The 24265-nt window shown below is 67.9% G+C and carries 23 protein-coding genes; 8 read left to right on the top strand and 15 right to left on the bottom strand.

Features of this window, described 5'->3' with window-relative positions; translation table 11 throughout:
- Positions 1–132: 132 nt before the first annotated feature.
- The 6 genes from ACUDCK_RS05895 to ACUDCK_RS05870 form a co-directional block, all read right to left on the bottom strand.
- Entirely contained in the window at positions 133–753 is a 621-nt protein-coding gene (locus ACUDCK_RS05895) for a GntR family transcriptional regulator (RefSeq protein WP_049071990.1), read from the bottom strand.
- A gap of 90 nt (positions 754–843) precedes the next feature.
- Positions 844–2499 (bottom strand): ABC transporter ATP-binding protein, encoded by a 1656-nt coding sequence (locus tag ACUDCK_RS05890; RefSeq protein WP_064522936.1) that lies wholly within the window; start codon positions 2497–2499, stop codon positions 844–846.
- Positions 2496–3317, bottom strand: coding sequence for an ABC transporter permease (locus ACUDCK_RS05885; RefSeq protein ID WP_049071983.1), 822 nt, complete (start codon positions 3315–3317; stop codon positions 2496–2498). Before ACUDCK_RS05885 ends, ACUDCK_RS05890 begins: the two co-directional genes overlap by 4 nt.
- Positions 3314–4258: an ABC transporter permease gene (locus ACUDCK_RS05880; RefSeq protein ID WP_006393367.1), complete on the bottom strand. Its 945-nt coding sequence runs from the start codon at positions 4256–4258 to the stop codon at positions 3314–3316. Before ACUDCK_RS05880 ends, ACUDCK_RS05885 begins: the two co-directional genes overlap by 4 nt.
- A 58-nt stretch (positions 4259–4316) precedes the next feature.
- The gene (locus ACUDCK_RS05875) at positions 4317–5180 is read right to left on the bottom strand and encodes a hydrolase (RefSeq protein ID WP_054501630.1); all 864 of its coding nucleotides are present in this window, start codon (positions 5178–5180) and stop codon (positions 4317–4319) included.
- 601 nt (positions 5181–5781) lie between these two features.
- Positions 5782–6207, bottom strand: a complete 426-nt coding sequence (locus ACUDCK_RS05870) for an Lrp/AsnC family transcriptional regulator (RefSeq protein ID WP_047992161.1) — start codon at positions 6205–6207, stop codon at positions 5782–5784.
- A 294-nt stretch (positions 6208–6501) separates the two neighbouring features.
- On the opposite strand from ACUDCK_RS05870, the gene ACUDCK_RS05865 reads away from it, so the two are divergent.
- Positions 6502–8658 carry a TonB-dependent receptor family protein gene (locus tag ACUDCK_RS05865; RefSeq protein ID WP_175167726.1) on the top strand — a complete coding sequence of 719 codons (2157 nt, stop codon included), beginning with the start codon at positions 6502–6504 and terminating at the stop codon, positions 8656–8658.
- A gap of 91 nt (positions 8659–8749) precedes the next feature.
- Here ACUDCK_RS05865 and ACUDCK_RS05860 read toward each other — a convergent pair whose 3' ends face one another.
- On the bottom strand, positions 8750–9661 hold the full coding sequence (locus ACUDCK_RS05860) for a DUF808 domain-containing protein (RefSeq protein WP_175167727.1): 912 nt from the start codon (positions 9659–9661) through the stop codon (positions 8750–8752).
- Positions 9662–9824: 163 nt separating this feature from the next.
- Here ACUDCK_RS05860 and ACUDCK_RS05855 point away from each other — a divergent pair, with 163 nt between their 5' ends.
- Complete coding sequence (locus ACUDCK_RS05855) at positions 9825–10133, top strand: DUF1272 domain-containing protein (protein WP_064523129.1); 309 nt, start codon at positions 9825–9827, stop codon at positions 10131–10133.
- 107 nt (positions 10134–10240) lie between these two features.
- Here ACUDCK_RS05855 and ACUDCK_RS05850 read toward each other — a convergent pair whose 3' ends face one another.
- Complete coding sequence (locus tag ACUDCK_RS05850; protein ID WP_175142134.1) at positions 10241–10600, bottom strand: hypothetical protein; 360 nt, start codon at positions 10598–10600, stop codon at positions 10241–10243.
- Positions 10601–10807: 207 nt separating this feature from the next.
- Here ACUDCK_RS05850 and ACUDCK_RS05845 point away from each other — a divergent pair, with 207 nt between their 5' ends.
- The 3 genes from ACUDCK_RS05845 (at position 10808) to ACUDCK_RS05835 (ending at position 12394) form a co-directional block, all read left to right on the top strand.
- Complete coding sequence (locus tag ACUDCK_RS05845) at positions 10808–11572, top strand: SDR family oxidoreductase (protein ID WP_175142133.1); 765 nt, start codon at positions 10808–10810, stop codon at positions 11570–11572.
- 188 nt (positions 11573–11760) lie between these two features.
- Complete coding sequence (locus tag ACUDCK_RS05840; RefSeq protein WP_054501956.1) at positions 11761–12015, top strand: type II toxin-antitoxin system RelE family toxin; 255 nt, start codon at positions 11761–11763, stop codon at positions 12013–12015.
- Between the two features lie 19 nt (positions 12016–12034).
- Positions 12035–12394, top strand: coding sequence for a helix-turn-helix domain-containing protein (locus ACUDCK_RS05835; RefSeq protein WP_054433400.1), 360 nt, complete (start codon positions 12035–12037; stop codon positions 12392–12394).
- Between the two features lie 102 nt (positions 12395–12496).
- Here the strand turns inward: ACUDCK_RS05835 and phbB are convergent, their stop codons facing one another.
- Positions 12497–13237 (bottom strand): acetoacetyl-CoA reductase, encoded by a 741-nt coding sequence (gene phbB, locus ACUDCK_RS05830; protein WP_175167728.1) that lies wholly within the window; start codon positions 13235–13237, stop codon positions 12497–12499.
- A gap of 39 nt (positions 13238–13276) precedes the next feature.
- Positions 13277–14617 (bottom strand): CitMHS family transporter, encoded by a 1341-nt coding sequence (locus tag ACUDCK_RS05825; protein ID WP_064523123.1) that lies wholly within the window; start codon positions 14615–14617, stop codon positions 13277–13279.
- A gap of 530 nt (positions 14618–15147) precedes the next feature.
- Here ACUDCK_RS05825 and ACUDCK_RS05820 point away from each other — a divergent pair.
- Genes ACUDCK_RS05820 through ACUDCK_RS05810 form a run of 3 tightly spaced genes read left to right on the top strand, consistent with a single transcriptional unit; the run spans position 15148 to position 18329 of the window.
- Entirely contained in the window at positions 15148–15846 is a 699-nt protein-coding gene (locus tag ACUDCK_RS05820) for a response regulator transcription factor (RefSeq protein WP_054501639.1), read from the top strand.
- Positions 15847–15850: 4 nt separating this feature from the next.
- The gene (locus ACUDCK_RS05815) at positions 15851–17257 is read left to right on the top strand and encodes a sensor histidine kinase (protein ID WP_240317428.1); all 1407 of its coding nucleotides are present in this window, start codon (positions 15851–15853) and stop codon (positions 17255–17257) included.
- Positions 17247–18329: an ABC transporter substrate-binding protein gene (locus tag ACUDCK_RS05810; RefSeq protein WP_064522661.1), complete on the top strand. Its 1083-nt coding sequence runs from the start codon at positions 17247–17249 to the stop codon at positions 18327–18329. The genes ACUDCK_RS05815 and ACUDCK_RS05810 overlap by 11 nt, the downstream gene beginning before the upstream one ends.
- Before the next feature lie 102 nt (positions 18330–18431).
- Here the strand turns inward: ACUDCK_RS05810 and ACUDCK_RS05805 are convergent, their stop codons facing one another.
- The 5 genes from ACUDCK_RS05805 to ACUDCK_RS05785 all read right to left on the bottom strand — a co-directional run bounded on the left by ACUDCK_RS05805 (position 18432) and on the right by ACUDCK_RS05785 (position 23960).
- Positions 18432–19055 carry a response regulator transcription factor gene (locus ACUDCK_RS05805; protein WP_175142129.1) on the bottom strand — a complete coding sequence of 208 codons (624 nt, stop codon included), beginning with the start codon at positions 19053–19055 and terminating at the stop codon, positions 18432–18434.
- The gene (locus ACUDCK_RS05800; RefSeq protein WP_175167729.1) at positions 19052–20131 is read right to left on the bottom strand and encodes a sensor histidine kinase; all 1080 of its coding nucleotides are present in this window, start codon (positions 20129–20131) and stop codon (positions 19052–19054) included. The genes ACUDCK_RS05805 and ACUDCK_RS05800 overlap by 4 nt, the downstream gene beginning before the upstream one ends.
- A 386-nt stretch (positions 20132–20517) precedes the next feature.
- The gene (locus ACUDCK_RS05795) at positions 20518–20712 is read right to left on the bottom strand and encodes a hypothetical protein (protein WP_054501644.1); all 195 of its coding nucleotides are present in this window, start codon (positions 20710–20712) and stop codon (positions 20518–20520) included.
- Positions 20713–20730: 18 nt separating this feature from the next.
- Positions 20731–23502, bottom strand: coding sequence for a magnesium-translocating P-type ATPase (mgtA, locus tag ACUDCK_RS05790; RefSeq protein ID WP_175167730.1), 2772 nt, complete (start codon positions 23500–23502; stop codon positions 20731–20733).
- Between the two features lie 116 nt (positions 23503–23618).
- Positions 23619–23960, bottom strand: coding sequence for a hypothetical protein (locus ACUDCK_RS05785; RefSeq protein WP_054501645.1), 342 nt, complete (start codon positions 23958–23960; stop codon positions 23619–23621).
- Positions 23961–24265: the final 305 nt, after the last annotated feature.

Raw genomic sequence — 24265 nt, 5'->3', positions numbered from 1 at the left:
TAGCTGCCCATTATGAAGACTTGCGGCTGGGGCGGTATCCGGGGTATCCCTGAAGACGGCCCCGAAATGACCGCGGCGGCCTCCTTTTCAGGAAGGCCGCCGCGAAAACCGGGCCATCGCGCCCACGGGGGGTCAGGAAATGTCCTGCCCGACGTGCTGGGCGATGATCTTCTGCAGGCGCTTGACGTCGCGCGCTTCCAGCGCCTCGACCATGTCGAAGTGCTCCCGCGCCGAGATCTCGATGCGCGAACGCGTCACCCATTCCTTGGCGGGGGCCGCCGGGCCGCGCGCCCGGGTTTCCTGGATCAGCGCCGCCAATTCGCGGTTGGAGCACATGTCGTACATCCCGGCGTGGAACGCCAGGTTGACCTCGTACTGCTCCAGCAGGGTGCCGTCCTGCAACAGCTTGGAAAACCGCTCGGCCAGCGCGCGCAGGGCGCGCACCTTGGCCGCCGTGACGTTGGGCATCAGGTCGGCCGCCGCGCCGGTTTCCAGCAGCACGCGGATGTCGCGGATCTGCAGGTGCTGATCGGGGTCCATCGTATAAACGTGATAGCCCCGGTTCGGGATGTGGGCGATCAGCCGCTTGGCGGTCAATTGATCGAGCGCCCGCCGCACGTCCAGGCGCTTGGCGCCGTAGCGTTCCTGCAGATCGATCTGTTTCAGCCACGCGCCAGGGCCGTATACCCCCGACTGAATATCCAGGGCAATACGGTCAACCAGGCCCGGCTGTGTCGCCGCCGCTTTCGGCATGGACCACTCCCGTGAATCAAATCCAAACCGCGTATTTTATGCATAAGTCCGCGCCGCAACGGAACTTCCGCCCGGCGCGGACCCGTCCCCTCAGGCCGTAACTCGCGACGGCTCCGGCTGGTCCAGCCGCCAGCGCAGGCGCACGCCGCCGGTTTCGGTCGATTCCAGCGCGGGAATCGCCGACAGCAGGCTGCGGGTGTATTCCTCGCGCGGCTGATCGAACACCGTGTCGCGCGTGCCCTGCTCCACGATGCCGCCGTCGCGCATCACCACCACCCGGTCGGCCACCTGTTCCACCACGCCCAGGTCGTGGCTGATGAACAGGCACGAGAATCCGTGGCGCTCCTGCAGGTCGGCGAACAGGTCCAGCACCTGTGCCCGCACCGTCACGTCCAGCGCCGACACCGGCTCGTCGGCAATGACGAAGGACGGCCGCCGCACCACCGCCCGGGCGATGGCCACGCGCTGGCGCTGGCCGCCGGACAGTTCGTGCGGAAAGCGCTTGGCGTATTCCGAGCCCAGGCCGACTTCGGCCAGCACTTCGTCGACGCGGCGGCGCTTGTCGGCGGCCGGCATGTCGACCAGCATGCGCAGGCCCTCGCCCACCAGCTCGCCGATGGTCATGCGCGGGTCGAGCGACGAATACGGGTCCTGGAACACCATCTGGCAGTTCAGGCGGTAGTCGCGCCAGGCCGGGGAACGGCGGCTGACCGGCTGGTCGCGGAACAGGATCTGGCCTGATGTCGGCGCCAGCAGGCCGGCGATGGCGCGGCCCAGCGTGGTCTTGCCCGACCCCGAGCCGCCCACCACCGCCACCACTTCGCGCGGCTTGACGTGCAGGTCGATGCCATTGAGCGCGCGCTTGGCGCCGGTGCGCGAGAACAGGCGCTGGTGGCCGGCGTAATCGACCACCAGGTTCCTGACCTCGACGATCGGCGCTTCCTGGATCGGCGGCCGCGCCGGCAGGCGGCGCGGCATGGCGTCCAGCAGCTTGCGGGTGTAGGGATGCTGCGGGCGCTCGAGGATGCCGGCGGTGGTGCCGGTTTCCAGCACCTTGCCATGCTGCATCACCACCATGCGTTCGGTGTAGCGCGCCACCATCGGCAGGTCGTGGCTGATCATCAGCACAGCGGTGTTGTGCTCGCGCGTCAGCTCGACCATCAGTTCCAGCACGTCGCGCTGCACCACCGCGTCGAGCGCGGTGGTGGGCTCGTCGGCGATCAGCAACGCCGGCTCCAGCAGCATCACCGAGGCCAGCATCATGCGCTGGCGCATGCCGCCCGAGAACTCGTGCGGCCACGCCTCGACGGCGGCCTTCGGATCGCGGATGCCGACGCGGCGCAGCATCTCCAGGATGCGTTCGCGGCGCTGCGCCGTCGACAGGTCGCGGCGGTGCAGCTTGAGGCCCTCGTCCAACTGGCGTCCGATGGGCATGGACGGATTGAGCGAAGTCATGGGTTCCTGGAACACCATGCCGATGCGCGCGCCGCGCAGCTTGCGCAGCTCGGCCGGGCGGGCCTGGGTGACTTCCACGCCCTCGAAGCGGATCGAGCCGCCGGCCACCACCAGCGGCGGCGGCGTCAGGCCCATGATGGCGCGCGCCGCCTGGGTCTTGCCGCTGCCGGACTCGCCGACGATGCCGACCATTTCGCCCGGCGCCACCTCGAAGGACACGCCGCTGACGATCTCGCGACCGCCGCGGCCGACGGTCAGGGACAGATTCGATACGGTAACCAGTGCGCTCATTGCACGCCCCTCATGCGGGGATCGAGACGGTCACGCACCGCGTCGCCCAGCAGGTTGATCCCGAGCAGCGCGAGCGCGATGGCCAGGCCCGGAAGAATGGAAAGATAGGAGGCCTGCGCCATGAACGGCCGGGCGGCGGCCAGCATGTTGCCCCAGGTGGGCGCCGGCGGCGGCACGCCCAGGCCCAGGAACGACAGCGCGCTTTCCGCCAGGATCACCCAGCCGAACATCGAGGTCGCCAGCACCGTCAACGGCGCGACGCAGTTGGGCAGCACGTGGCGCACCATGGTGTAGAGCTCGGAGTTGCCCAGCACGCGCGAGGATTCGATGAACTCCTTCTCGCGCAGCGACAGCACCGTGCCGCGCACGATGCGCGTCACCGACGGCGTATAGGCCAGGCCCAGCGCCAGGATGATGCCGTACTTGTTGGCGCCGACCACGGCCAGCAGGCCCAGCGCCAGCAGCAGGCCGGGAAAGGCCAGCAGGGCGTTGTTGAAGGCCATGATGATGCGGTCGGTCCAGCCGCGCACGAAACCGGTCAGGGTGCCGACAATGGTGCCGGCGATGATGGCGAAGCCCACCGTCAGCAGGCTGATCCAGACGCTGCTGGACGCGCCGGCGAGCAGGCGCGACAGTTCATCGCGGCCGAACTCGTCGGTGCCCAGCAGGAAGTCGCCGCCGGGCGGCTTGAGCCGCGCCACGAAGTTGATCTTGAGCGGGTCGTGCGGCGTCCAGAAGGCGCCCATGATGGCCGCGACGAGCATCGCCGCCACGATCACGCCGCCTATCAGCGCGTTAGCTGCAATTCGCTTTTTCATTCGGCGGTCACTCTCGGGTCGAAGATGGGATAGCAGAGGTCGATCAGCAGGTTGACGATCACGTAGATCACACCGACGAACAGCAGGCAGCCCTGGATCACGGGATAGTCGCGGGCGAAGATCGAATCCACCAGCAGCCGGCCCAGGCCGGGAATGGTGAACACGGTTTCGACCACGGCGATGCCGCCGAGCAGGTTGCCCAGCACCAGGCCGATCAGGGTCCAGGTGGGACCGAAGGCGTTGCGGAAGGCGTGGCGCATCAGCACCGCGGATTCCGACAGGCCCTTGGCGCGGGCGTGGGTGATGTAGTCCAGGCGCAGCACTTCCAGCGTGCTGGCGCGCGCCATGCGCATCAGCACGCCGATCTCGTGCAGGAACAGCGTCAGGATCGGCATGGCCAGGTACAGCAGGCCGGCCTTCCAGTCTTCGCCGATCGACACGTAGCCCACCACCGGCAGCCATTGCAGCTTCAGGCCGAAGAAGATCAGCAGCAGCAGGCCGAGCCAGAAGGTGGGAATGGACACCAGCAGCGTGGCGGTGCCGACCAGGATCAGGTCGGGCGCCTTGTTCTGCTTCCACGCGGCGATCATGCCGGCGGGCACGGCCACCAGGGCGGCGAACAGCACGGCCACCAGCACCACGCGGCCGCTGATCAGGAAACGGTCCCACACCAGCGGCAGCACGGGCTGGCCGGTGTTGATGGACGAACCCAGGTCGCCGTGCAGCATGTTGCCGAACCAGATGCCGAACTGGGTCGGCCAGGTCTGGTCCAGGCCCAGCCGCGCGCGCAGGTCGGCCAGGGCCGCCGGCGTGGCCAGGTCGCCCAGCAGCAATTGCGCGGGGTCGCCCGGAATCAGGCGGATCATGACGAACACCGCCACCGCCACGATCAGCAGTGTGGGAATGGCCATGACGATACGGGATAGCGCGAAACGCAGCATGGCCCTCTCCTATCGCGGCAGGCATGCGCTCGCGCGCCCGCCGATCGGGTTGTCGACGTTATTCATTGCGCAGCTTGCGCAGTTCGGCGGCCAGGAAGTCCTGCACCTGGCCGACGCACTTCAGGCCGTCGTGGGGCACGTTGTCGACCACGTCCAGCACGGCCTTGACGCCAGCCGCCTCGAACGAGCGGCGCAGCGATTCCAGGCGCTCGGGACGCGTGGCGCCGGCGGAGTTGGCCCCGGGCATGAAGAACTTGCCGCCTTCGCGGTGGGTGATTTCCCAGGTCTCCAGGTCCGCCTTGCCGACGATCATGTGCACCGCGACCTGGCGCAGGGCCTCGATGTCGACGGCCTTGCCGAAGCGGGCCTCGGCGCCGCGCACGCCGACCCACCAGTCCTGGGTGGGGTCGAGCAGTGTGACCGAGCCGGGCGCGCCGATCGAGGTGGCCCACAGGGTTTCGGGGTGCAGCAGGGTGTAGCGGTTGACGAACTGGCCGCCGCCCGAATAGCCGAACAGGGCGAAGCGGCTGAAGTCACGGCCGAATTTCTCGCCGACTTCGGCGACCATGCCTTGCAGGATGTGGTCGTAGCGGATGTCGCCTTCGATCAGTTGCTTGAAGCCGTCGCGGTTGCCGTCGCCGAGCGGGCTGACGGGGAACAGCGGGCACAGCACGATGCAGTCGTTCCAGCGGGCGAATTCGGCGAAGGCGTCGCGGTATTCGACGAAGGCGCGGCCGGTGCCGTGCATGATGACGACCAGCTCCATGGGGTGTTTGGCCTGGTCGATGTGCGGGGGGACGTACATGCAGTACGAGAAGCGCGGGTCGATGCGCGAGGCGAAGACGGTGCTGTGGCCGAGGTCGTAGATGGCGCGGGCGCGGGCGGCGTCGGGGGCCAGGGCGGGTGCTGCGGTGGACTGCATGGTTTCCTCGATTCCCGGGCGGGGTGTGCCGGGGGGGGTGTTGCGGGCGGGCATGGTTGACTAAATTGGCGCCAATTTTAGGAACCAGGTGTGGGTGGGGGCAAGCGGGGGGAATCCCTAACGGGTGGTTCGTGACGTTGCCCCGGGGGGATGGGTCGGGGGGCTAGGGTTGTGGTTCTTTTGACGCGTGGTGGCCGGGCCGGGCGGAGGGCGGGGCTACGATTGCGGTCCGGAGCGTTCGCTCCGGACTTCCCCTTCGTCATCTTCGTCGCAGCCTTCGGCTGCTCCTTCAGATTCCCTCGGGCGCATCTACACGCCCCGCCCTCCGCCCGGCCCGGCCACCACGCTGCGTCAGTGTCAAGCGAAGCGCCGCTGGGGAGTCTTGCTTGCTTGGGCTTCGTGGCGACGCTGGTTCGTTCGATGGAAGATCTTGCGGGGTCGCCCAACGCGGCCGCGCGGGCGGCCTTTTTGGGCGTTCAGTGGTGCGGCGTCGGCGTCCGGGTTTGCGGAGATGACGTAGGCGTCGTCAACAGGAAGGGCAGAGACAAGAGCGGCGATTTTGCGCTCTGGGAGGGACGGTCGCAAGGATGGGCGGCAGGGCTCAATCGAGCTTGTAGCTTTTCAGGTGGATGCTGGTTTCCGTGGCGGAGATGGCCTTGATGAGGCGGACGCGGTCCAGGACGCGGGACATTTCCTCGATGTTGGCGACGCGCAGTTCGGCCAGCAGGTCCCAGCGGCCGTTGGTGTCGTGCAGGGCGACGACGGCGGGATCGCCCAGGAGGATGCTGACGACGCGGCGGGTTTCGTTGCCGTCGACGGCGATGTTCATCCAGGCGCCGATCTGGTCGGGTTGGGATTCGGGGCGCAGCCGGACGGTGTAGCCCACGATGATGCCCTCGTCTTCCATGCGGGCGATGCGGTTGTTGATGGTGCCCCTTGATACGTCGAGCTTCTTGGCCAGGGTCGCGACGGTTGCGCGAGCGTCGGCGCGCAACAGACCCAGCAATTGCTGATCGAGTGTGTCCATGATTGTTCCCGCTAAAAATTGGCGCCAATTTCACATCTTATACGGATTCGACGCGATGCCGGCGCGCGCCATCGGGCGCACGGGCTTGGCGGGCGATGGCGTGTTTTTGCCACGACCCCAATTTACCGCGTTTGGATTGGCGCCAATTTTTGCTATATTTCGGGCCGGTCGGGCAAGGTCCGACTCGGCTCGTGAGCGCCCCTGGTAGTGGTCCGCGCCGAACCAGTAAAGATTCTCAATGTGATTGACGCTCGTATTAATGACGCGCGCCCTCCCCCGCTTCCTGGACTTCCGATGCCGATTCCTTTTCCCCCGCGACGCCTGGCGCTCGCGCTGGCCATGCTGACGCTGGCCGCCCACAGCCAGGCGCAGACCGCGGCAGACGCCACGCCCGCCGACAACACCCTGGGCGCGATCAGCGTCGTGGGCGACTGGCTGGAAAACCCGAATGAAGAGAAGGTGCTTGAACATGGCGGCGCGCGCACGATCATCGAGCGTTCGTCGTTCCAGGACACCGGCGCGACCAATGTGCGCGATGTGTTGCGCCGCGTGCCGGGCGTGCAGGTGCAGGAAAGCAATGGCACGGGCGGCAGCGATGTGTCGCTGAACGTGGGCGTGCGCGGGCTGACCTCGCGCCTGTCGCCGCGTTCGACCATTCTGATGGACGGCATTCCGCTGGCGGTGGCGCCCTATGGCCAGCCGCAGTTGTCGATGGCGCCGGTGTCGCTGGGCAACCTGTCGGCGGTGGACGTGGTGCGCGGCGCCGGCTCGGTGCGCTATGGCCCGCAGAACGTGGGCGGCATCATCAACTTCGTGACGCGCGCGATTCCGCGGGACTTCACCGCCGACGCCACGGTCGAGACCGACATGTACAGCCACGGCGGCGTGAAGACCTCGCCCAGCGCATTCATCGGCGGCACCAACGAACGCGGCCTGGGCGGCGCACTGCTTTATTCCGGCACGCACGGCAACGGCTTTCGCGAGAGCAACGACCGCGTGGACATCGATGACGTGATGCTCAAGGGCACCTATCGCATCGGCGCCGACGACAGCGTGTCGGCCGCGCTGCATCACTATGAAGGCCGCGCCGGCATGCCGGGCGGGCTGACCGCCCGGCAGTATTCCGAGGACCCGTTCCAGTCCACCCGGCCTTACGACAACTTCACCGGCCGCCGCACCGACGCCTCGTTCCGCTACAACCACGACGACGGCATCAACAAGTTCGAGCTGCTCACCTACTACACCGACAGCTTCCGCGGCAGCAGTATCGAGACGGAGGGCACCGGCGCCAACGCCGGCAAGCGCCGCCTGACGTTCAACCCGCGCAACTATCACACCTTCGCGATCGAGCCGCGTTATTCGCGCCTGTTCCGCGGCGCCGACGTGACGCAGGAGATCAGCGTGGGCTACCGCTACCTGAAGGAAGCCAGCGACGAACGCGCCTCGCGCACCGCGTTCTACGTGCCGGACAGCGGCTTCGACGCGCCCAACGCGCCCAATCCGCAGTACCAGTACCGCACCGGCGGCACCACGGCGCATGCGGTCTACATCGATGACACCATCAACGTGGGCAACTGGACCATCACGCCAGGCCTGCGCTATGAATTCATCGACTCGTTCCTGAACGACAAGTCCAATCCCGCGGCCAGGACCCATACCAGCATCAAGTCCGAAGAACCCCTGCCGTCGCTGTCGGTGGTCTACCACGTCAGCGAGCAATGGAGCGTGTTCGCCAACGCCGGCCAGTCATTCGGCCCGCTGCAGTACTTCCAGATCGCCTCGACCACCAACGGCCTGCATCCGGAGAAGGCCACCACCTATGAAGTGGGCACGCACTTCAATGGCGGCGGCTGGAAGGGCGAGCTGACGCTGTTCAACATCGACTTCGACGACGAACTGCAATTGCGCGGCGGCACCAACGGCGGTTCGGACGCCTGGACCAACCTGGGCGCCACCCGCCACCGCGGGCTGGAGACCGGGCTGTCGTACGACCTGGGCGAACTGTCGGCGGCGCTGTCGGGCCTGTCGTTGTACGGCACCTATACCTACACCCAGGCCACCTACAAGGCCGGCGTGTTCGAGGGCCGCGACCTGCCCTTCTATTCGCGCAACGTGGCCTCGCTGGGCGCGCGCTACACGCGCAATCAGTGGACCTTCAACGTCGACACCTTCCTGCAGTCCAAGCAGCGGTCGCCCGGCGCGCCCGACCCCGGCGCCCGCTACCAGACCGAGGAAAGCGCCAACGGCGCCTACGGCGACATTCCGGGCTACGGCACGGTGCACGTGCGCGCCGCCTACGACTTCGGCAAGCAGATGCACAACCTGAACATCGCGCTGGGCGTGAAGAACCTGTTCGACAAGCGCTACTTCACGCGCTCCACCGACAACAACGCGGGCAAGTACGTGGGCATGCCGCGCACGGTGTACCTGCAGGCGTCGCTGGCGTATTGATCGGGCGCCGGCGCATGCGGCGCCGCTTCGGCGCATGCGCCGGCGGCACGGCGGGCCGCCCCCGCGTGTTCATCGCGGGATCGCGGCGCCGCTATTTGCCCAACAGGCGCTTGACGCCAGCGACCACGCCCAGCGTCACCGCCCCGGCAACGATGCCGAACAGGGCGCTGAGCAGGGTCGACACCAAGGGCGGCAGCAGGCCGCCGCCGCTAGCCGCCGCGACGTGTTCGATGGCCGCGCCCAGCGGCGCGATGCCGTGCGTCAGGATGCCGCCGCCGACCATGAACATGGCGGCGGTGCCCACCACCGACAAGGTCTTCATCAGGTAGGGCGCGGCCGCCACGATGCGCTTGCCGAACCAGGCGGCCAGCGCGGCGCGGCGGGCGCTCAGGTAAAGGCCCAGGTCGTCGAGCTTGACGATGCCCGCCACCAGGCCGTAGACCCCCACCGTCATGACCAGGGCGATGCCGGCCAGCACCACCGTCTGGCGCAGCAGATCGGCGCCGGCCACCGCCCCCAGGGTGATGGCGATGATCTCCGCCGAGAGGATGAAGTCGGTGCGCACCGCGCCCTTGATCTTGTCGCGCTCGAACGCCACCATGTCCACCGCGGCGTCCTGCAGCGCCTCGACGCGGGCGGCGTGATAGCCCTCGGCGGTCTCGCCGTGCGGCAGGAACTTGTGGGCCAGCTTCTCGACACCCTCGAAACACAGGAACAGGCCGCCGGCCATCAGCAGCGGCGTCACGGCCCACGGCGCGAACGCGCTGATCACCAGGGCCGACGGCACCAGGATGAGCTTGTTGATGAGCGAGCCCTTGGCCACCGCCCACACCACCGGCAGTTCACGATTGACCGGCACGCCCGAGACCTGCTGCGCATTCAGCGCCAGGTCGTCGCCCAGCACCCCGGCGGTTTTCTTGGCCGCCACCTTGGTCATGACGGAGACGTCGTCCAGGATGGTGGCGATGTCGTCGAACAGTGCGAAGAAGCTGCTGCCTGCCATGGCGGATTCCGCAAAGTGGAGATGCCCGAGTGTACAGGCGCCCGCCGGCCAGCAGACGCGTCCCGGACATGGCCGTTTCCGCCCGTTACCTGTCCGGAGGCGGCGTGGGCGCCCACCCGCTGTCCGCGTATGCTGGCCACCAGTCCGCCCGAAGGAGACTTTCATGCTCGAATTGCGCCCTAGTTGTGAACACTGCGACGTCGACCTGCCGCCGGCCTCGACCGAGGCCCGCATCTGCAGCTTTGAATGCACCTTCTGCGCGCGCTGCGCCGACGAGGTGCTGGGCAACGTCTGCCCGAATTGCGGCGGCGGCTTCGCGCCACGGCCGGTGCGGCCGGCCACGGACCGGCGCAATGGCAATTTCCTGGGCAGGTATCCGGCGGCGGCCGAGCGCAAGCACCGCCCGGCCGACCTGGCCGCTCACGCCGCGCTGCGGCAGGCGCTGCGCGGCATCCTCGCGCAGGACCGCTAGCGCCCCATCACGTCGAACACAACGAAGGGCCACGCCACGCGTCCGCGTGCCGCAAGTGGCGTCGTCCCACCGTTGAACGACATGGCGCGGCCGGCGGGCCCCGGCGTTCAGGGACCCGGGATCTGCTTCAGGCAGACATTGACCACGGCCATCACCTGCGCGCCCAGCTTCTCGCTTTCGGCGTTGTTGACGTGCGTGGCCAGCAGCTCGTCATAGCGCAGAAAATCCTTCACCGGCACCTTGGACTGCAGGCCATCCATCACGCACTGGCAATAGCCCTTGGCCTTGGCGTCGACGTCGCTGGCGGCGATAGCGGGCGGCGCCTTCGCCTTGAAGGCTTCCAGGCAGGAACCGTAGGTGGCGCGCTGCACTTCGGGCGGGTATTCCGTCTTCTTGCCGCAAGCGACCAACAGCAGCAAAGCCGTTGCGCCCGCGCCCAGGGCGGCGCGGCGGGACCGGACTCTCATGGCGTTCCTCTGTATTCGATCGACCAGCGCCGATTGTGGCACGGCCCAGGCGCGGCCGCATGCCAGCGCGACCGCCTCGCCGGTGCGGCCTGAGAAGACGCCAGAACCGCCCCTTCAGGCCCGACCCGCCGAAAACGCAAGAACCGGATAGCGCGACCGACGCGGTCTGCCTATCGTTGCGGCTCATTTCTTCCAGGAGGAACCATCATGCAGCAACTGATCGGCAAGGTCGCCATCATCACGGGCGCCAGTTCGGGCATCGGTTACGAGACGGCCAAGCTGTTCGCGCGCGAGGGCGCGGACCTGGTCCTGGTGGCGCGGCGCCAAACCGAACTGGAACGCCTGGTGGCGGACATCGAACGCGACGGCGGCCGCGCCGTGCCGCTGGCCGGCGACGTGCGCGACGAGGCGGTGGCCGAAGCGGCCGTCGCCGCCGCCGAATCCCACTACGGCGGCCTGGACATCGCCTTCAACAATGCCGGCATGACCGGCGACGCCATGCCGCTGCACCAGGTTACGCCGGCGCAGTGGCGCACCATCCTGGACACCAACCTGGGCAGCGCCTTCCTCGGCGCGCGCCACCAGATCCCGGCCTTGTTGCGGCGCGGCGGCGGCTCGCTGGTCTTCACGTCCACGTTCGTCGGCCATACCGCGGGATTTCCGGGCATGGGCGCCTATGCCGCCAGCAAGGCCGGCCTGATCGGCCTGGTCCAGGCCATCGCCGTGGAATACGGCGCCCAGGGCATCCGCGCCAACGCCCTGCTGCCCGGCGGCACCGACACGCCGATGGGCCGCGCCTCGATGGACTCGCCCGAGGCGCGCCGCTACATCGAAGGCCTGCACGCGCTCAAGCGCCTGGCCACGCCGGCCGAGATCGCGCGCTCGGCTCTGTACCTGGCCTCGGACGCGTCCAGCTTCACCACCGGCACGGCATTGCTGGTGGATGGCGGGGTGTCGGTCAATCGGGGGTGAGCGCCGCCGTGGACATTCTCGCGCCGCAGACGCTCGGCGAAGAATCAGTCGATTGTCCTAGAAACACGCAACAAGCTTGATACGTGTGGGCAGGAACCTTAGAAAGTCTCAGGTTCCTGCTTCTTTTGCTTTGGCAGGGCGTAAACCTATATAGATTAAGCTATATACTGGACAGGCTCCGCATTGTTGTGTACGTCATCAACTGGGCAAAGAAGGCCGTCAGGCAATTGTTGAAACTCCCCGTCAGCGATCAACGACGCATCCTTGGAGAAGTCGCCAAACTGGAAGCCTTCCCGGCCATGCACAACATCAAGGCACTCAGCCAACACCAATATGGCTTCCGTCTGCGGATCGGCGCGTACCGCGTCCTGTTTGATGTCGCAACCGCCGTTCGCATCATTGACGTTCAGGAAGTGAAGCGACGCGACGACAATACCTATTGATACCAACCGTGGAACCTCCATGCGCCTGCACCCCACTATTCTCGAGTCCGACGGCAAGCCTGCGTTCGTCGTCCTTCCCTACGCGGAATACCTGGCGTTGACCGGCAAGAAATCGCGCCAGACCCGGCGCCCTGCGCGGGTGCCCGCGGATGGCTCGATTCCCCATGAGGTCGTCGCGTTGATGAGCGGAAATGGCTGGAGCATCGTACGCGCGTGGCGCGAGTACCTGGAGATCACCCAGATCGACATGGCCACCCGGCTGGGCATACGTCAACCCAGCTACGCGGCGATGGAAGCCCCCGATGCCAATCCTCGAAAGAGCACGCGTGAGCGCATCGCGGCAGCCCTCGGCATCCAGTTCGACCAGCTCGACGTGTAGCTCGGGAAAAGGAATGGCCCTTCAGGCGGGCCATTCCCCACAGTGATCACCGATTGCCTTAGGTCCGGACGACACCACCGACAGCAAACTCGCCAAGCCCCCTCAACTCATATACACGCCGCCATTGATCGCATAGTTCGCGCCCGTCACGAACGCCGCCTCGTCAGAAGCCAGCCAGGCGCACAGCCCGGCCAGGTCCTTGGCGGTGCCCAGGCGGCCCACCGGCACGCTTTCGATGATGCGGTCCAGCAGCGCCGGCGGGAAGGCCTTGACGGTGTCGTCGGCGATGAAGCCCGGCGACACCAGGTTGACGGTGACGCCGCGCGCCGCCACTTCCTGCGCCAGCGAGCGGGTGAAGCCGATGACGGCGCCCTTGGCGGTGGCGTAGTTGATCTGGCCGATCTGGCCCTTCTCGGCGGCGACCGAGCCGATGTTGATGATGCGGCCCCAGCCGCGCTCGGCCATGCCGTCGACCACCTGCTTGGTGCTGTTGAACAGCGTGTCCAGGTTGCTGCGCAGCACGGCCGACCAGTCGGCGTGGCTCATCTGGCGAAAGCGCATGTCGAGCATGGCGCCGGCGTTGTTGACCAGCACGTCGATCTCGCCGACCTCGCGCCGCACCTTGGCGAAGGCCGCCTCGGTCGAGGCCCAGTCGGTGGCGTCGCCTTCCGAGGCGATGAAGTCGTAGCCCAGCGACTTCTGTTCCTTCAGCCAGTGATCCTTGCGCGACGAGCGCGGCCCGCAGCCGGCGATGACGCGGTGACCGGCGCGGTGCAGGGTCTGGCAGATCGCGGTGCCCGTGTGGCCCATCCCGCTGGTGACGTAAGCAATGCGCAAAGCCATGAACGTGCTCCTTTCAAGAAACGTGGGAAAGCGCGGGCGTCAGGCGACGGAGCCGACCAGGGGGAACAGGCCGAACGCCAGCGCGGCCGCCAGCATCACCAGGCAGACCATCGTGGCCCACTTGAGCGAATAGCGCTGGTGGTCGCCAAACTCGACGCCCGCCAGGCCCACCAGCAGGTAGGTCGACGGCACCAGCGGGCTGAGCAGATGCACCGGCTGGCCGATCAGCGAGGCGCGCGCCATTTCCACCGGCGTGATGCCATAGCCTTGCGCGGCTTCGCTCAGGATCGGCAGCACGCCGAAATAAAAAGCGTCGTTCGACATGAAGAAGGTGAACGGCAGGCTGACCAGCGCGGTGATGCCGGCCAGGTACGGTCCGAGCGCGTCGGGGATCACCGCCAGCAGGCTGCGCGACATGGCTTCCACCATGCCCGTGCCCGACAGGATGCCGGTGAAGATGCCCGCCGCGAAGATCAGCGACACCACCGACAGCACGTTGCCGGCATGCTGCGCCACGCGGCGGCGCTGCTCGGCCAGGTTCGGGTAGTTGATGATCAGGGCGATCGCGAAGGCGATCATGAAGAGCACCGGCAGCGGCAGCACGCCCATCACCAGGCTCACCATCAGCGCCAGCGTCAGGCCGGCGTTGACCCACAGCAGCTTGGGACGGCGCAGGTCGTGGTCGACCTCGATCTCGGGCAGGTTCTTGGGGCCGTCCTCGTCGTAGCCGGCGTGCAGCGAGGCGCCGTCGGGCAGCGACAGCACGCCCAGGCGGCGGCGTTCGCGCAGGCCCAGGAAGAAGGCCAGCAACAGGATCGCGACGATGGCCACGCCCATCACCGGCACCAGCGGCACGAAGATGTCGCCGGCGTCCACGTGCAGCGCGCTGGCGGCGCGCGCGGTCGGCCCGCCCCATGGCGTCAGGTTCATGACGCCGCTGGCCAGCATCGCCAGACAGGTCATGGACAGCGCGTTCATCTTCAGGCGGCGGTACAGCGGCAGCATCGAGGCCACCACGATCATGTAGGTGGTGGAGCCGTCGCCGTCCAGCGAGATGACCAGCGCCAGCACGGTGGTGCCGACCACGATCTTGAGCGGGTCGCCCTTCACCGCGCGCAGGATGCGGCCGACGATGGGGTCGAACAGGCCGGCGTCGATCATCACGCCGAAGTAGAGGATGGCGAACATCAGCATGACGCCGGTGGGCGCGATCTTGCGGATGCCGTCGAGCATCATCTTGTCGATGCCGGCGCCGAAGCCGCCGAGCAGGGCGAAGAGGATGGGGACGAGGATGAGCGCCACCAGGGGCGAGAGGCGCTTGGTCATGATCAGCGTCATGAACGTGATCACCATGCCGAAGCCAAGCAGGGTCAAAAGCATGAGGGGGTATCTCCGGGCTCGTTGTTATTTGCACGCCGGTGGGGCGCTGGGGCGGAAGACTAGGAAGAAAAGCTGTCTGGAACCTGTCGTTTTTGGGGGGGCCGGGGTCGGGTGGGGAGTGGGTGACAAAGGAGATGTAGGCCGTCCGGGGCGGGCGGGTGTCGCGGGGCGCGCCTGCGATTGCGGTCCGGAGCGTTCGCTCCGGACTGCCCCTTCCTCATCCTCGTCCTCGCCTACGGCGACTCCTTCGGATTCCGTCGGGCGCATCTGACGGCGCGCCCCGCGACACCCGCCCGCCCCGGACTACCGGAATCTTGGTTTGGTGCTTTGCTGAACCTCGGCGGCATGGGAGCGGTTTGCGGGGCCCGCCTTTTTGGGCCGCGCGGGCGGCCCAAACGGCTTACGCGGTGGGGGATGGCGTGAGGTGTCCGCTGCGCGTGGGTGGAGGGAAATGCCAGCCTTAACAGGGGGTTACAGGGGGACGGATGCGTGGTGAGGGTGGCGTGGGACGCTATGCGACAATCTCGCGCATGCGGATTCTGGTGATCGAAGATGATGAGGACCTGGCCGACGCGCTTGTGCGTCGGCTGCGTCGTCTTGGGCATGCCGTTGATTGCCAGAATGATGGGTTGAACGCGGATGGGGTGTTGCAGTACGAGACCTTTGACCTGGTGATCCTGGATATCGGATTGCCGCGCATGTCGGGGTTCGAGATCCTGCATCGGCTGCGGGATCGGGGCAGCAAGACGCCGGTGCTGGCGTTGACGGCGCGCATCGATATCGAGGATCGGGTGCATGCGCTGGATACGGGGGCCGATGATTACCTGGCCAAGCCGTTCGACTTTCGCGAGCTGGAGGCGCGCTGCCGCGCCCTGCTGCGGCGGCCCAGCGTGCAGGCGGCGGGGGTGCTGCGGTTTGGCGAACTGGTGATCGACAGCGCGGCGCGGCAGGTCAGCCTGGCGGGGCAGCGCATCGATCTGCCCAAGCGCGAGTACAGCCTGCTCGAGATTCTGTTGGCCGGTATGAACCGCGCGGTCAGCAAGGCCGAGATCGCCAACAAGCTGTTCGCGTTCGATGACGACGCGGCGCCCAATGCCATCGAGGTCTACATCGCGCGGCTGCGCAAGAAGCTGGAAGGCTCGCCGCTGCGCATCGAGACGCAACGCGGCACGGGTTATCTGCTGACGGCGGCCGGGGATGCCGACGCCACCGCGGCGCCAAGGGACTGAAACGGTGCGGTCCCGCCGTATTTCCGTACGCCGGCGCCTGCTGGCGATGCTGCTGGGACTGTTCGTCGTGGGACTGGGCGCGCTCTACCTGCTGGTGCGCGGCTATGCGCAGCAGAACGCCGACACCACCTATGACCAACTGCTGCGCGCCTCGGCGCTGTCGATGGCCGACAGCCTGCAACTGGTGCAGGGCGAGTGGCAGATGGACATGCCCTACGCCGCCCTGGCGCTGCTGGAGCAGGCGCCGCGCGACCGCGTGTTCTATCGCGTGGCGGCGGCCGACGGCGCGCTGATCTCCGGCTACGCCGACCTGTCCGCTCCACCCGCTCACGGCGCCGACGCCGGCGCCGCGCCGCAACTGTTCACCGCCGACTACCAGGGCCAGGCCGTGCGGGTGGCGTGGATGGAGCGCAAGATCGCCGGTCCGCGCGCCACCGAGACCGCGCTGATCCAGGTGGCGCAGACGCGCGAGGCGCGCAATGCGCTGGCCGAGCGCATCCTGTGGCAGGGCACGCTGGCGCTGATCGGCTTTACCGCTGCGGCGCTGGCGCTGGCCTACTGGGGCCTGCGGCGCTCGCTGTCGCCGATCCAGCGCATCGAACGCGAGCTGGCCGCGCGCAGCGCCGCCGACCTGCATCCGATCGCCGCGCCGGTGCCCGAGGAACTGGACACGCTGGTGCATTCGCTCGACGGCTTCATGGCGCGGCTGTCCGAGAACCTCGACACCCTGCGCCTGTTCATCGCCGAGGCCGCGCACCAGTTGCGCACGCCGCTGGCCGCGCTGCACGCGCAGATGGAAGTGGCGCTGGACGAGGAAGACCCGGCCGAACAGCGCCGCAGCCTGCTGGCGGTGCTGCGCAACGCCGAAAAGCTGTCGCGGCTGGTGAACCAGTTGCTCAGTGACGCCAGCGTCATCCACCGCAGCAACGTGCGCAAGTTCGGTCCCGTGGACCTGGCCGAGCTGCTTTCGCAGGCCGTCTACGACACCGTGCCGCAGGCCGACCCGCAGCCCGACGTGCGGCTGCGCCTGCCCGCCGCGCAGGAGAACGCGCCGCCTTGCATCGCGGGCGACAGCCTGATGCTGCGCGAGGCCTTCAAGAACCTGGTCGACAACGCCCTGCGCCATGGCGCCTCGGCGGACGGCCACATCGACGTGCGGCTCGAACGCGACGACGCCGGCTGGCGCATCACCGTGGCCGACCAGGGGCCCGGCATCCCGCCCGCGCTGGCGCAAAGCGCCTTCGAGCGTTTCTCGCGCGGCCCCAATCCACGCACGCCCGGCGCCGGCCTGGGACTGTCCATCGTCAAGCGCGTAGTCGATATCCACCAGGGCCGGCTCAGTCTCAGCAATCGCCCCGGCGGCGGCCTCGAAGCCGTCGTCTACCTGCCCGCCAACGTTCATGACGCCTAGATTTCCCCTGCTCGCGCGCCTGGCCGCGGCCGGCGCCGCCCTGCTCCTGGCCAGCGCCAGCCCCGCCGCCGAGACCAGCGCCGACGGCCTGACGCTCGGTCCGGCCGACAGCAAGCACGTGCTGGTGCTGCACGCCTCCAACAGCGTGCGGGTGTTTCGCGGCGTGCTGGAGGACTTCAGCCAGCTCAATCCTGGCGTGCGCCTGGAATACACGGAACTGTCGACCCAGGCGCTGTATGCCGAAGTGGCCGCCCGCGCCGCGCAGGCGCCGGGCGAGAAGGCCGGCCCCGACCTGGTCATCAGCAGCGCCATGGACCTGCAGACCAAGCTGGTCAACGACGGCCATGCGCAGCCGCACGTGTCGCCGGACACCCGCGCCCTGCCCGCCTGGGCCAATTGGCGCGACGAGGTCTTCAGTATCGGCACCGACCCCATCGTGATGGTCTACGACACCCGCACGCTCGACGCCGCGCGTGCGCCCCGCACCCGCCGCGAGCTGCTGGCGCTGCTGCAGGCGCCCGACCAGCCGCTGGCCGGCCGGATCTCGACCTACGACGTCGAAGGCAGCGGCATCGGCTACCTGGCCGCCACCCAGGACGCGCGCCTGGACAGCCTGGCCGGCGCGCTGCTGGCCGCCTTCGGCCGCAACGGCGTCAGCGTGCACGAATCGACCGAGCATGCGCTCGACAAGCTCGAACGCGGCGAGATCACGCTGGCCTACAACCTGCTGGAATCCTATACCCGCCACCGCATCGACCAGGGCGCGCCGCTGGCCATCATCTACCCGCAGGACTACACCCTGATGCTGTCGCGCTCGGCCATCATTCCACGGCAGGCGCCGCGCGCCGACCTGGGCGCGCGCTTTCTCGACTACCTGCTGTCGCCGCGCGGCCAGGACATGCTCGCGCGCCAGTCCGGCATGCGGCCGGTCGGCGCCTCGGTGGTGCCGGCGGCGGGCGTGCGGCCGGTGGCGCTGGGCGTGGGCTTGCTGGTGTACCTGGATCCGCTCAAAAAGCGCCACTTCCTCGACCTGTGGCGCGCCGCGGCCCAGCCGCCGGGCAAGCCGGACTGAAGCGGGCCGGCCGCCCGCTCGCGGCGCATGGCGCCTGCCGATGACGGGGCGAGCCCTTCGTCTCCAGGCATTGCGCCTCGACGAGCGCCAGCCCAATGAGCGCTAACCGCCCAGTTGCCCGCCCGCGCGTACCAGGTCCGCCAGCGTGCGCACCTGCATCTTGCGCATGACACGCCCGCGCCGCACCTTGACCGTGATCTCGCTGACATTGAGTTCGGCCGCGATCTGCTTGTTCAGCATGCCTCGCACCACCCGCTCCATCACCGCCTTCTCGCCGTCGGTCAAAGTATCCCAGCGGGCCTGGACCTCATCAGAACCCGATGCGCTTGCCAGTTGCGCGCGATCCTTCTCGACCGCCGCGTGGATGGTGTCCAGCAGGTCCTGGTCGCGAAACGGCTTGGTCAGGAAATCCACCGCGCCCAGCTTCATCGCCGCGACCGACATGGGAATGTCGCCGTGGCCGGTGATCATCACCACGGGCATGCGCCGCCGCGCCTGCTGCAGGCTGCGCAGCAGGTCCATGCCGCTCTGCCCCGGCAGGCGCACGTCCAGCACCAGGCAGGCTGGGCCGGTGCCCGGATCGGCGTCCAGGAACTCCCGTGCCGACCCATAGCCGCGCACGGGCAGTCCGACCGAATGCATCAGATCCTCCAGCGACTCGCGCAGCGAGGCGTCGTCATCGACGATGTGGATGGTGGCGGGCTCGGGCCGCGTGCTTGCGATCATGAAGACTCATCCTCGGCCGCCGCTGGCAGCATGAAACAGAACACCGCGCCCTCGCGCGCGGCGGGTTCGGCCCACAACCGGCCGCCATGGCTTTCGATGATGCCGCGACTGATGGTCAGCCCCAGGCCGGTGCCTTCGGGCTTGGTGCTCCAGAAGGTGTCGAACAGGCGTTCGCGCGCCTGCGGCGTCAGACCCGGGCCGGAGTCCGTCAGCGAACACTGCACCTGCCCCGCCTCATGGCACGACAGGCGTAGCGTCAACTGGCGGGCGCCCGCCGGGGTCTGCTGCATGGCCTCGATGGCGTTGAGCACCAGGTTGACCAGCACCTGCCCAAGCTGGACGCGATCGCCCAGCACCGCCGGCACACGCTCCTGGATGCGGGTGGACACCACCACTTCGTTGCGCGCCAGCTCGCCGCCGGCCAGCTCCAGCACCTCGCCGATGACGTCGGCCAGGTCCAGCCGCTCGCGTTGCGGCGCGGCATTGCGCGCGTCGCGGCGGATGCGCGCCACCACTTCGCTGGCGCGATGCACGTCGCCGGTCATGCGCTGCAGCGCGCGCAAGGCCCTTTCGATGTTGGGCGGATCGTGCTCCAGCCAGCGCTGGCAGGCGCTGCCGCTGGTGGCGATGGCCGCCAGCGGCTGGTTGATCTCGTGGGCAATGGACGCGGTCAGCTCGCCCAGGCTGTGAATGCGCGCCATGCGCGCCAGTTGCGTGCGCGCCTCGAATGCGGCGTCCTCGGCCGCCGCCCGCTTGAGCGCCAGGTAGGTGGTCACGCCAATGGCGGCAATGCTGATGAGCGCGTTGATCAGCCCGAGTTCGCGCAGTGCGCCGCCATTTGGCGTGAGGTACAGGCTGAGCAGCGTCAGCGCCGCGCACGCCACCGCGACCAGGGTGACGCCCTGTCGCGGCAGGAAGCTCAGCGCCGCCAGGATCACCGCCACGTAGAACACGGCCACGGCGATTTCCAGGCGGGTGAAGGTGTCCGCCAGAAACACTATCGCCATCAGCGCCACCAGCAGCGCAACGCCCGCGCGGGGACGCTGCTTCAGATACCTGGCCGGCTTGAGGAACATGGCGCTACCACCCCGTTGAATGGACGCCGGCGCCGGGCCCCGATGGCCCCGCGCCGCGAGCTGCCATTGTAGAGACAGGCGCGGGCCGTGGCGCACTTTCGGAAAGCCGGCATATACCAAGGTATAGGTCCGCCATCCCAATGGCGGCTCGCCCGCGCGGGGGTCGGTTCCTATAATTTTCGGATCCCTCCCGGGCGCGTCCTTCGGCCGCGCCGCCCCGCCAACGCCTACTGGCAGCCTCCCCATGAAACCGTCCATCAAAGCCCTCTGGATCGTCCGCGGCGCCGTGCTCGTCGGCATCTGGATCGCGCTCGGCGTGATCCAGGCGCTGCACCGCGTCGCCTGAGACAATCGGGCGGCGCCCGGCCGCCCGATCCTCCCTCCCTTCAGGGCAGGAAACACAGGATCCCGCCCACGCCCAATGTCCACGCCAGCAGCATCGGCACCAGCAGCCGCAGCGGGATCAGCGGGCCATCCGGCAAGTCCGGCGCCTGCCCCGCCTGACGGAAGGCGGCCCGTTCGATCTCGTAGGCGTGCATGTCACGCGAGAATTTGCGCATTTCCTCGAAAGCCTTTTCCATGTCGTCTCTCCCGGCATGTCAGTACCACCGGCCGTAGCGGCGGATGTAGAGGGTCTTGACCTGCTGCGTCAGCGCGATGTAGCCCAGGATAGTCAGCGCCAGCCAGCCGAAGTAGATGGGCGGCAGCGACACGAATCCGATGGACTCGGCGATCGGCGAGAAGGGCAGCCAACATGCCAGCGCGATCGCGGCGGTGGTCGACAACAGCACCGGCAGCGACGCCGTGCTCTGCAGGAACGGGATCTTGCGGGTGCGCAGCATGTGCACCACGAAGGTCTGCGACACCAGGCCCTCGATGAACCAGCCCGAATTCATGATGGTCTGGCCGCGGTCGCCGCCATGCAGGGCATAGGCTGCGCCGGCGCCGAACACCGTCCACATCAGGAAATAGGTGGTGATATCGAACACCGACGAGGTGGGCCCCAGCCACAGCATGAAGCGCTGGATGTTGCCCGCTTCCCACTTGCGCGGCTTCTTCAGGAACTCATCGTCCATGCGGTCCCACGGCAGCGTCAGTTGCGAGATGTCGTACACCAGGTTCTGGATCAGCAGTTGCAGCGACAGCATCGGCTCCCACGGCAGCCACGCCGACGCCACCAGCACCGAGAACACGTTGCCGAAGTTCGAGCTGGCGGTCATGTTCAGGTACTTGAGGATGTTGCCGAAGGTCTCGCGCCCCTTGATGACGCCTTGCTCCAGCACCATCAGATCCTTTTCCAGCAGCACGATATCGGCGGTTTCCTTGGCGATGTCGGCGCCGCTGTCCACCGAGATGCCGACGTCGGCGTCGCGCAGCGCGGGGGCATCGTTGATGCCATCGCCCAGGAAGCCCACGGTGTGACCGTTGGCCTGCAGCGCCTTGACCACGCGCGACTTCTGCAGCGGCGTCAGCTTGGCGAACAGCACCGCGGTTTCGGCGCGGCGGCACAGCGTCACGTCATCCATCTGCTCGATGTCGGCGCCCAGCAGCACCCGCGCGTCGTCGTCACCCAGGTCCAGGCCCACGTCGCGGCAGACCTTGGCCGCCACGATGGGGTTGTCGCCGGTCAGCACCTTCACCGCCACGCCGTAGTCGTTGAGCGCACGGATCGCGGCCTGCGCCGAATCCTTGGGCGGATCCAGGAACGTCAGGAAGCCGCGCACCACCAACCCGCTTTCGTCGCTGGCCTGGAACTGCGTGCGGCCGCTGTCCTCCAGGCGGCGCGAGGCCACCACCAGCACCCGGAAGCCATCGCGGTTGTAGGCCTCGGCGCTACGCAGCAGGCGCTTGCGCATGGCCGCGTCCAACGGACGTTCCTGCCCGTCGATCATCACGCCCGTGCTCACCGCCAGCATTTCCTCGACCGCGCCCTTGGTGATCATCTCCAGGCCGCCGTCGACGCTGCGCACCACCACCGACAGACGCCGGCGCACGAAGTCGAACGGGATCTCGTCGACCTTCTCGTGATGCGCGCTGCGGTCCCAGCCGCGCAGCTCCCGCGCCCGGGCCAGGATGGCGCGGTCCATCAGGTTGCGCTGGCCGCTCTGGTTGGCGCTGTTCAGCCACCCCAGACGCAGCACCTGGTCGTCGACGTCGCCGTCAACGTTGAAGTGATGCTCCAGGATGATGCGGTCCTGCGTCAGCGTGCCGGTCTTGTCGGTGCACAGCACGTCCATCGCGCCGAAGTTCTGCACCGAGTTGAGCCGCTTGACCACCACCTTGCGCCGCGCCATCGCCACCGCGCCCTTGGCCAGGTTGGCCGAGACGATCATCGGCAGCATTTCGGGCGTCAGCCCCACCGCCACCGCCAGCGCGAAGGTCAGCGCGGTGACCCAGTCGCCCTTGGTGACGCCGTTGATGACGAACACGATCGGCACCATCACCAGCATGAACTTGATGAGCAGCCACGACACGCTGTTGACGCCGCGGTCGAAGCTGGTCTCGACGCGCTTGGTCGACACCACGTTCTTGGCCAGCGAGCCGAAATACGTATTCGGCCCGGTCCCCACCACCACCGCGGTGGCGGTGCCGCTGACCACATTGGTGCCCATGAAGCAGATGTTGGCCAGGTCCAGCAACTCGGCGTTCTCGCCCGCTTGCGCCTCGGCGCGCTTGGCGCTGACATTGCCCAGCGTGTCGTACTTCTCGACCGGCAGCGCTTCGCCCGTCAGGATGGCCTGGCTGATGAACAGGTCGCGCGACTGCAGCAGGCGGATATCGGCCGGGATCATGTCGCCGGCCTGCAGTTCGACGATGTCGCCAGGCACCAGTTCGTTCATCGGCAGTTCGCGGCGCACCGGCTCGCTGGACTGGCTGTCGCGGCGGACCACCGTGGCGGTGCTGCGCACCATGGACTTGAGCTTCTCCGCGGCGCGGCCCGAGCGGTACTCCTGGATGAAGCGCAGCAGGCCGCTGACCGTCACCATGGTCAGCATGATGACGATGCCGGTCCAGTCGCGGTCGGCGGGCGCGGCGAACTGGATATCGGTGAGGTACGAGACCGCCGCCAGGCCCAGCAGCACCAGCACGAAGGGGTTGCGGAACGCCCGCAGCAACTGCAGCCAGGCCGGCGCGGGCTTGTCGTGCGCGACCTCGTTCAGGCCGTCGACGGCGCGACGCGCGGCAACCTCGGCGTCGCTCAGCCCGGCGCGTTGCGTCTGCAGCGTCTGCAGGCTTTCGTGCACCGACAGGCCGGCATGTCGCGCCACCGGCATCGTGCGATTCTTGCCCGACGCGGCGCCGGCCGCGGGGGTCTTCTCGCTGCGAGGCCCGCGCGGGGCCGGCAACGAGGCTTCTTGGACTTGCTTCATGTTCGCTGCTCCCACCCGCGCACCGCCGGTGGGAGCCCGCCGTTTTTACGGCGCGAGCGTCCCCCGTCCACGGCCCGCGCGGGCTTGGTGGAAATTGAGAATCGGGTAAGGCGGAATCAATGCGGGACGGGAACGGCCGGCGCCTGCGCGCGCGGCGCTGGCGCCACGCCGACACGCAGCGTATGCACGCCAAGCTCGCGGCACAGGTCGCTGAGCCAGGTAATCACGGGCCAGGGATTGCCGCTGTCGCTGCGCAGGCTGATGGCGGTGCAGGCCTGTTCGCCGTCGGTCGAGTAACGCACGTCTGCCACGGTTTCCGACCGCTGCCGCAGTTCCTCGTAGAGGCGCTTGCGGATCAGGGCCAGCACCGCGGGGCTGCCGTAGAACGTCAGGTTGATGAAGGCCGGCGCGGGGGCCGCGCGGCGCACGGGATTGGGGGAAAGGGTATGGAACAACATGCGCGTCTCCTGGAAACGGGCGATTCCGCCCGCAGGGGTTCGGATGGCGCATGCAAGCCGTCGCGGCTCCGGATCGACCCGGACGGGCGTGGCGGCTGACAAAAAAATGCAGACCCGCTAGACCCGGCGTGCGCCGTGGGTTCTGGTACTTCCGTCGTCTTCCACGGCGGGCTCCTATAGGGTTGCAACAGGCGGCAGTGTAGGTCCGGGGCGGCGTTCCGAACAGATCATGGGGCGTATACCTTGGTATAGATGCCGGCGCGGGCAGGCCTCGCGTGCGGACTGCCCGCCCCCGGACGCCGCGC

It is taken from the genome of Achromobacter sp. CF-sbj1-Ac2-l (genome assembly GCF_052698165.1).
The sequence above is the reverse complement of the archived record's forward strand: the minus strand, read 5'-3'. Positions and strand labels throughout refer to the sequence as shown.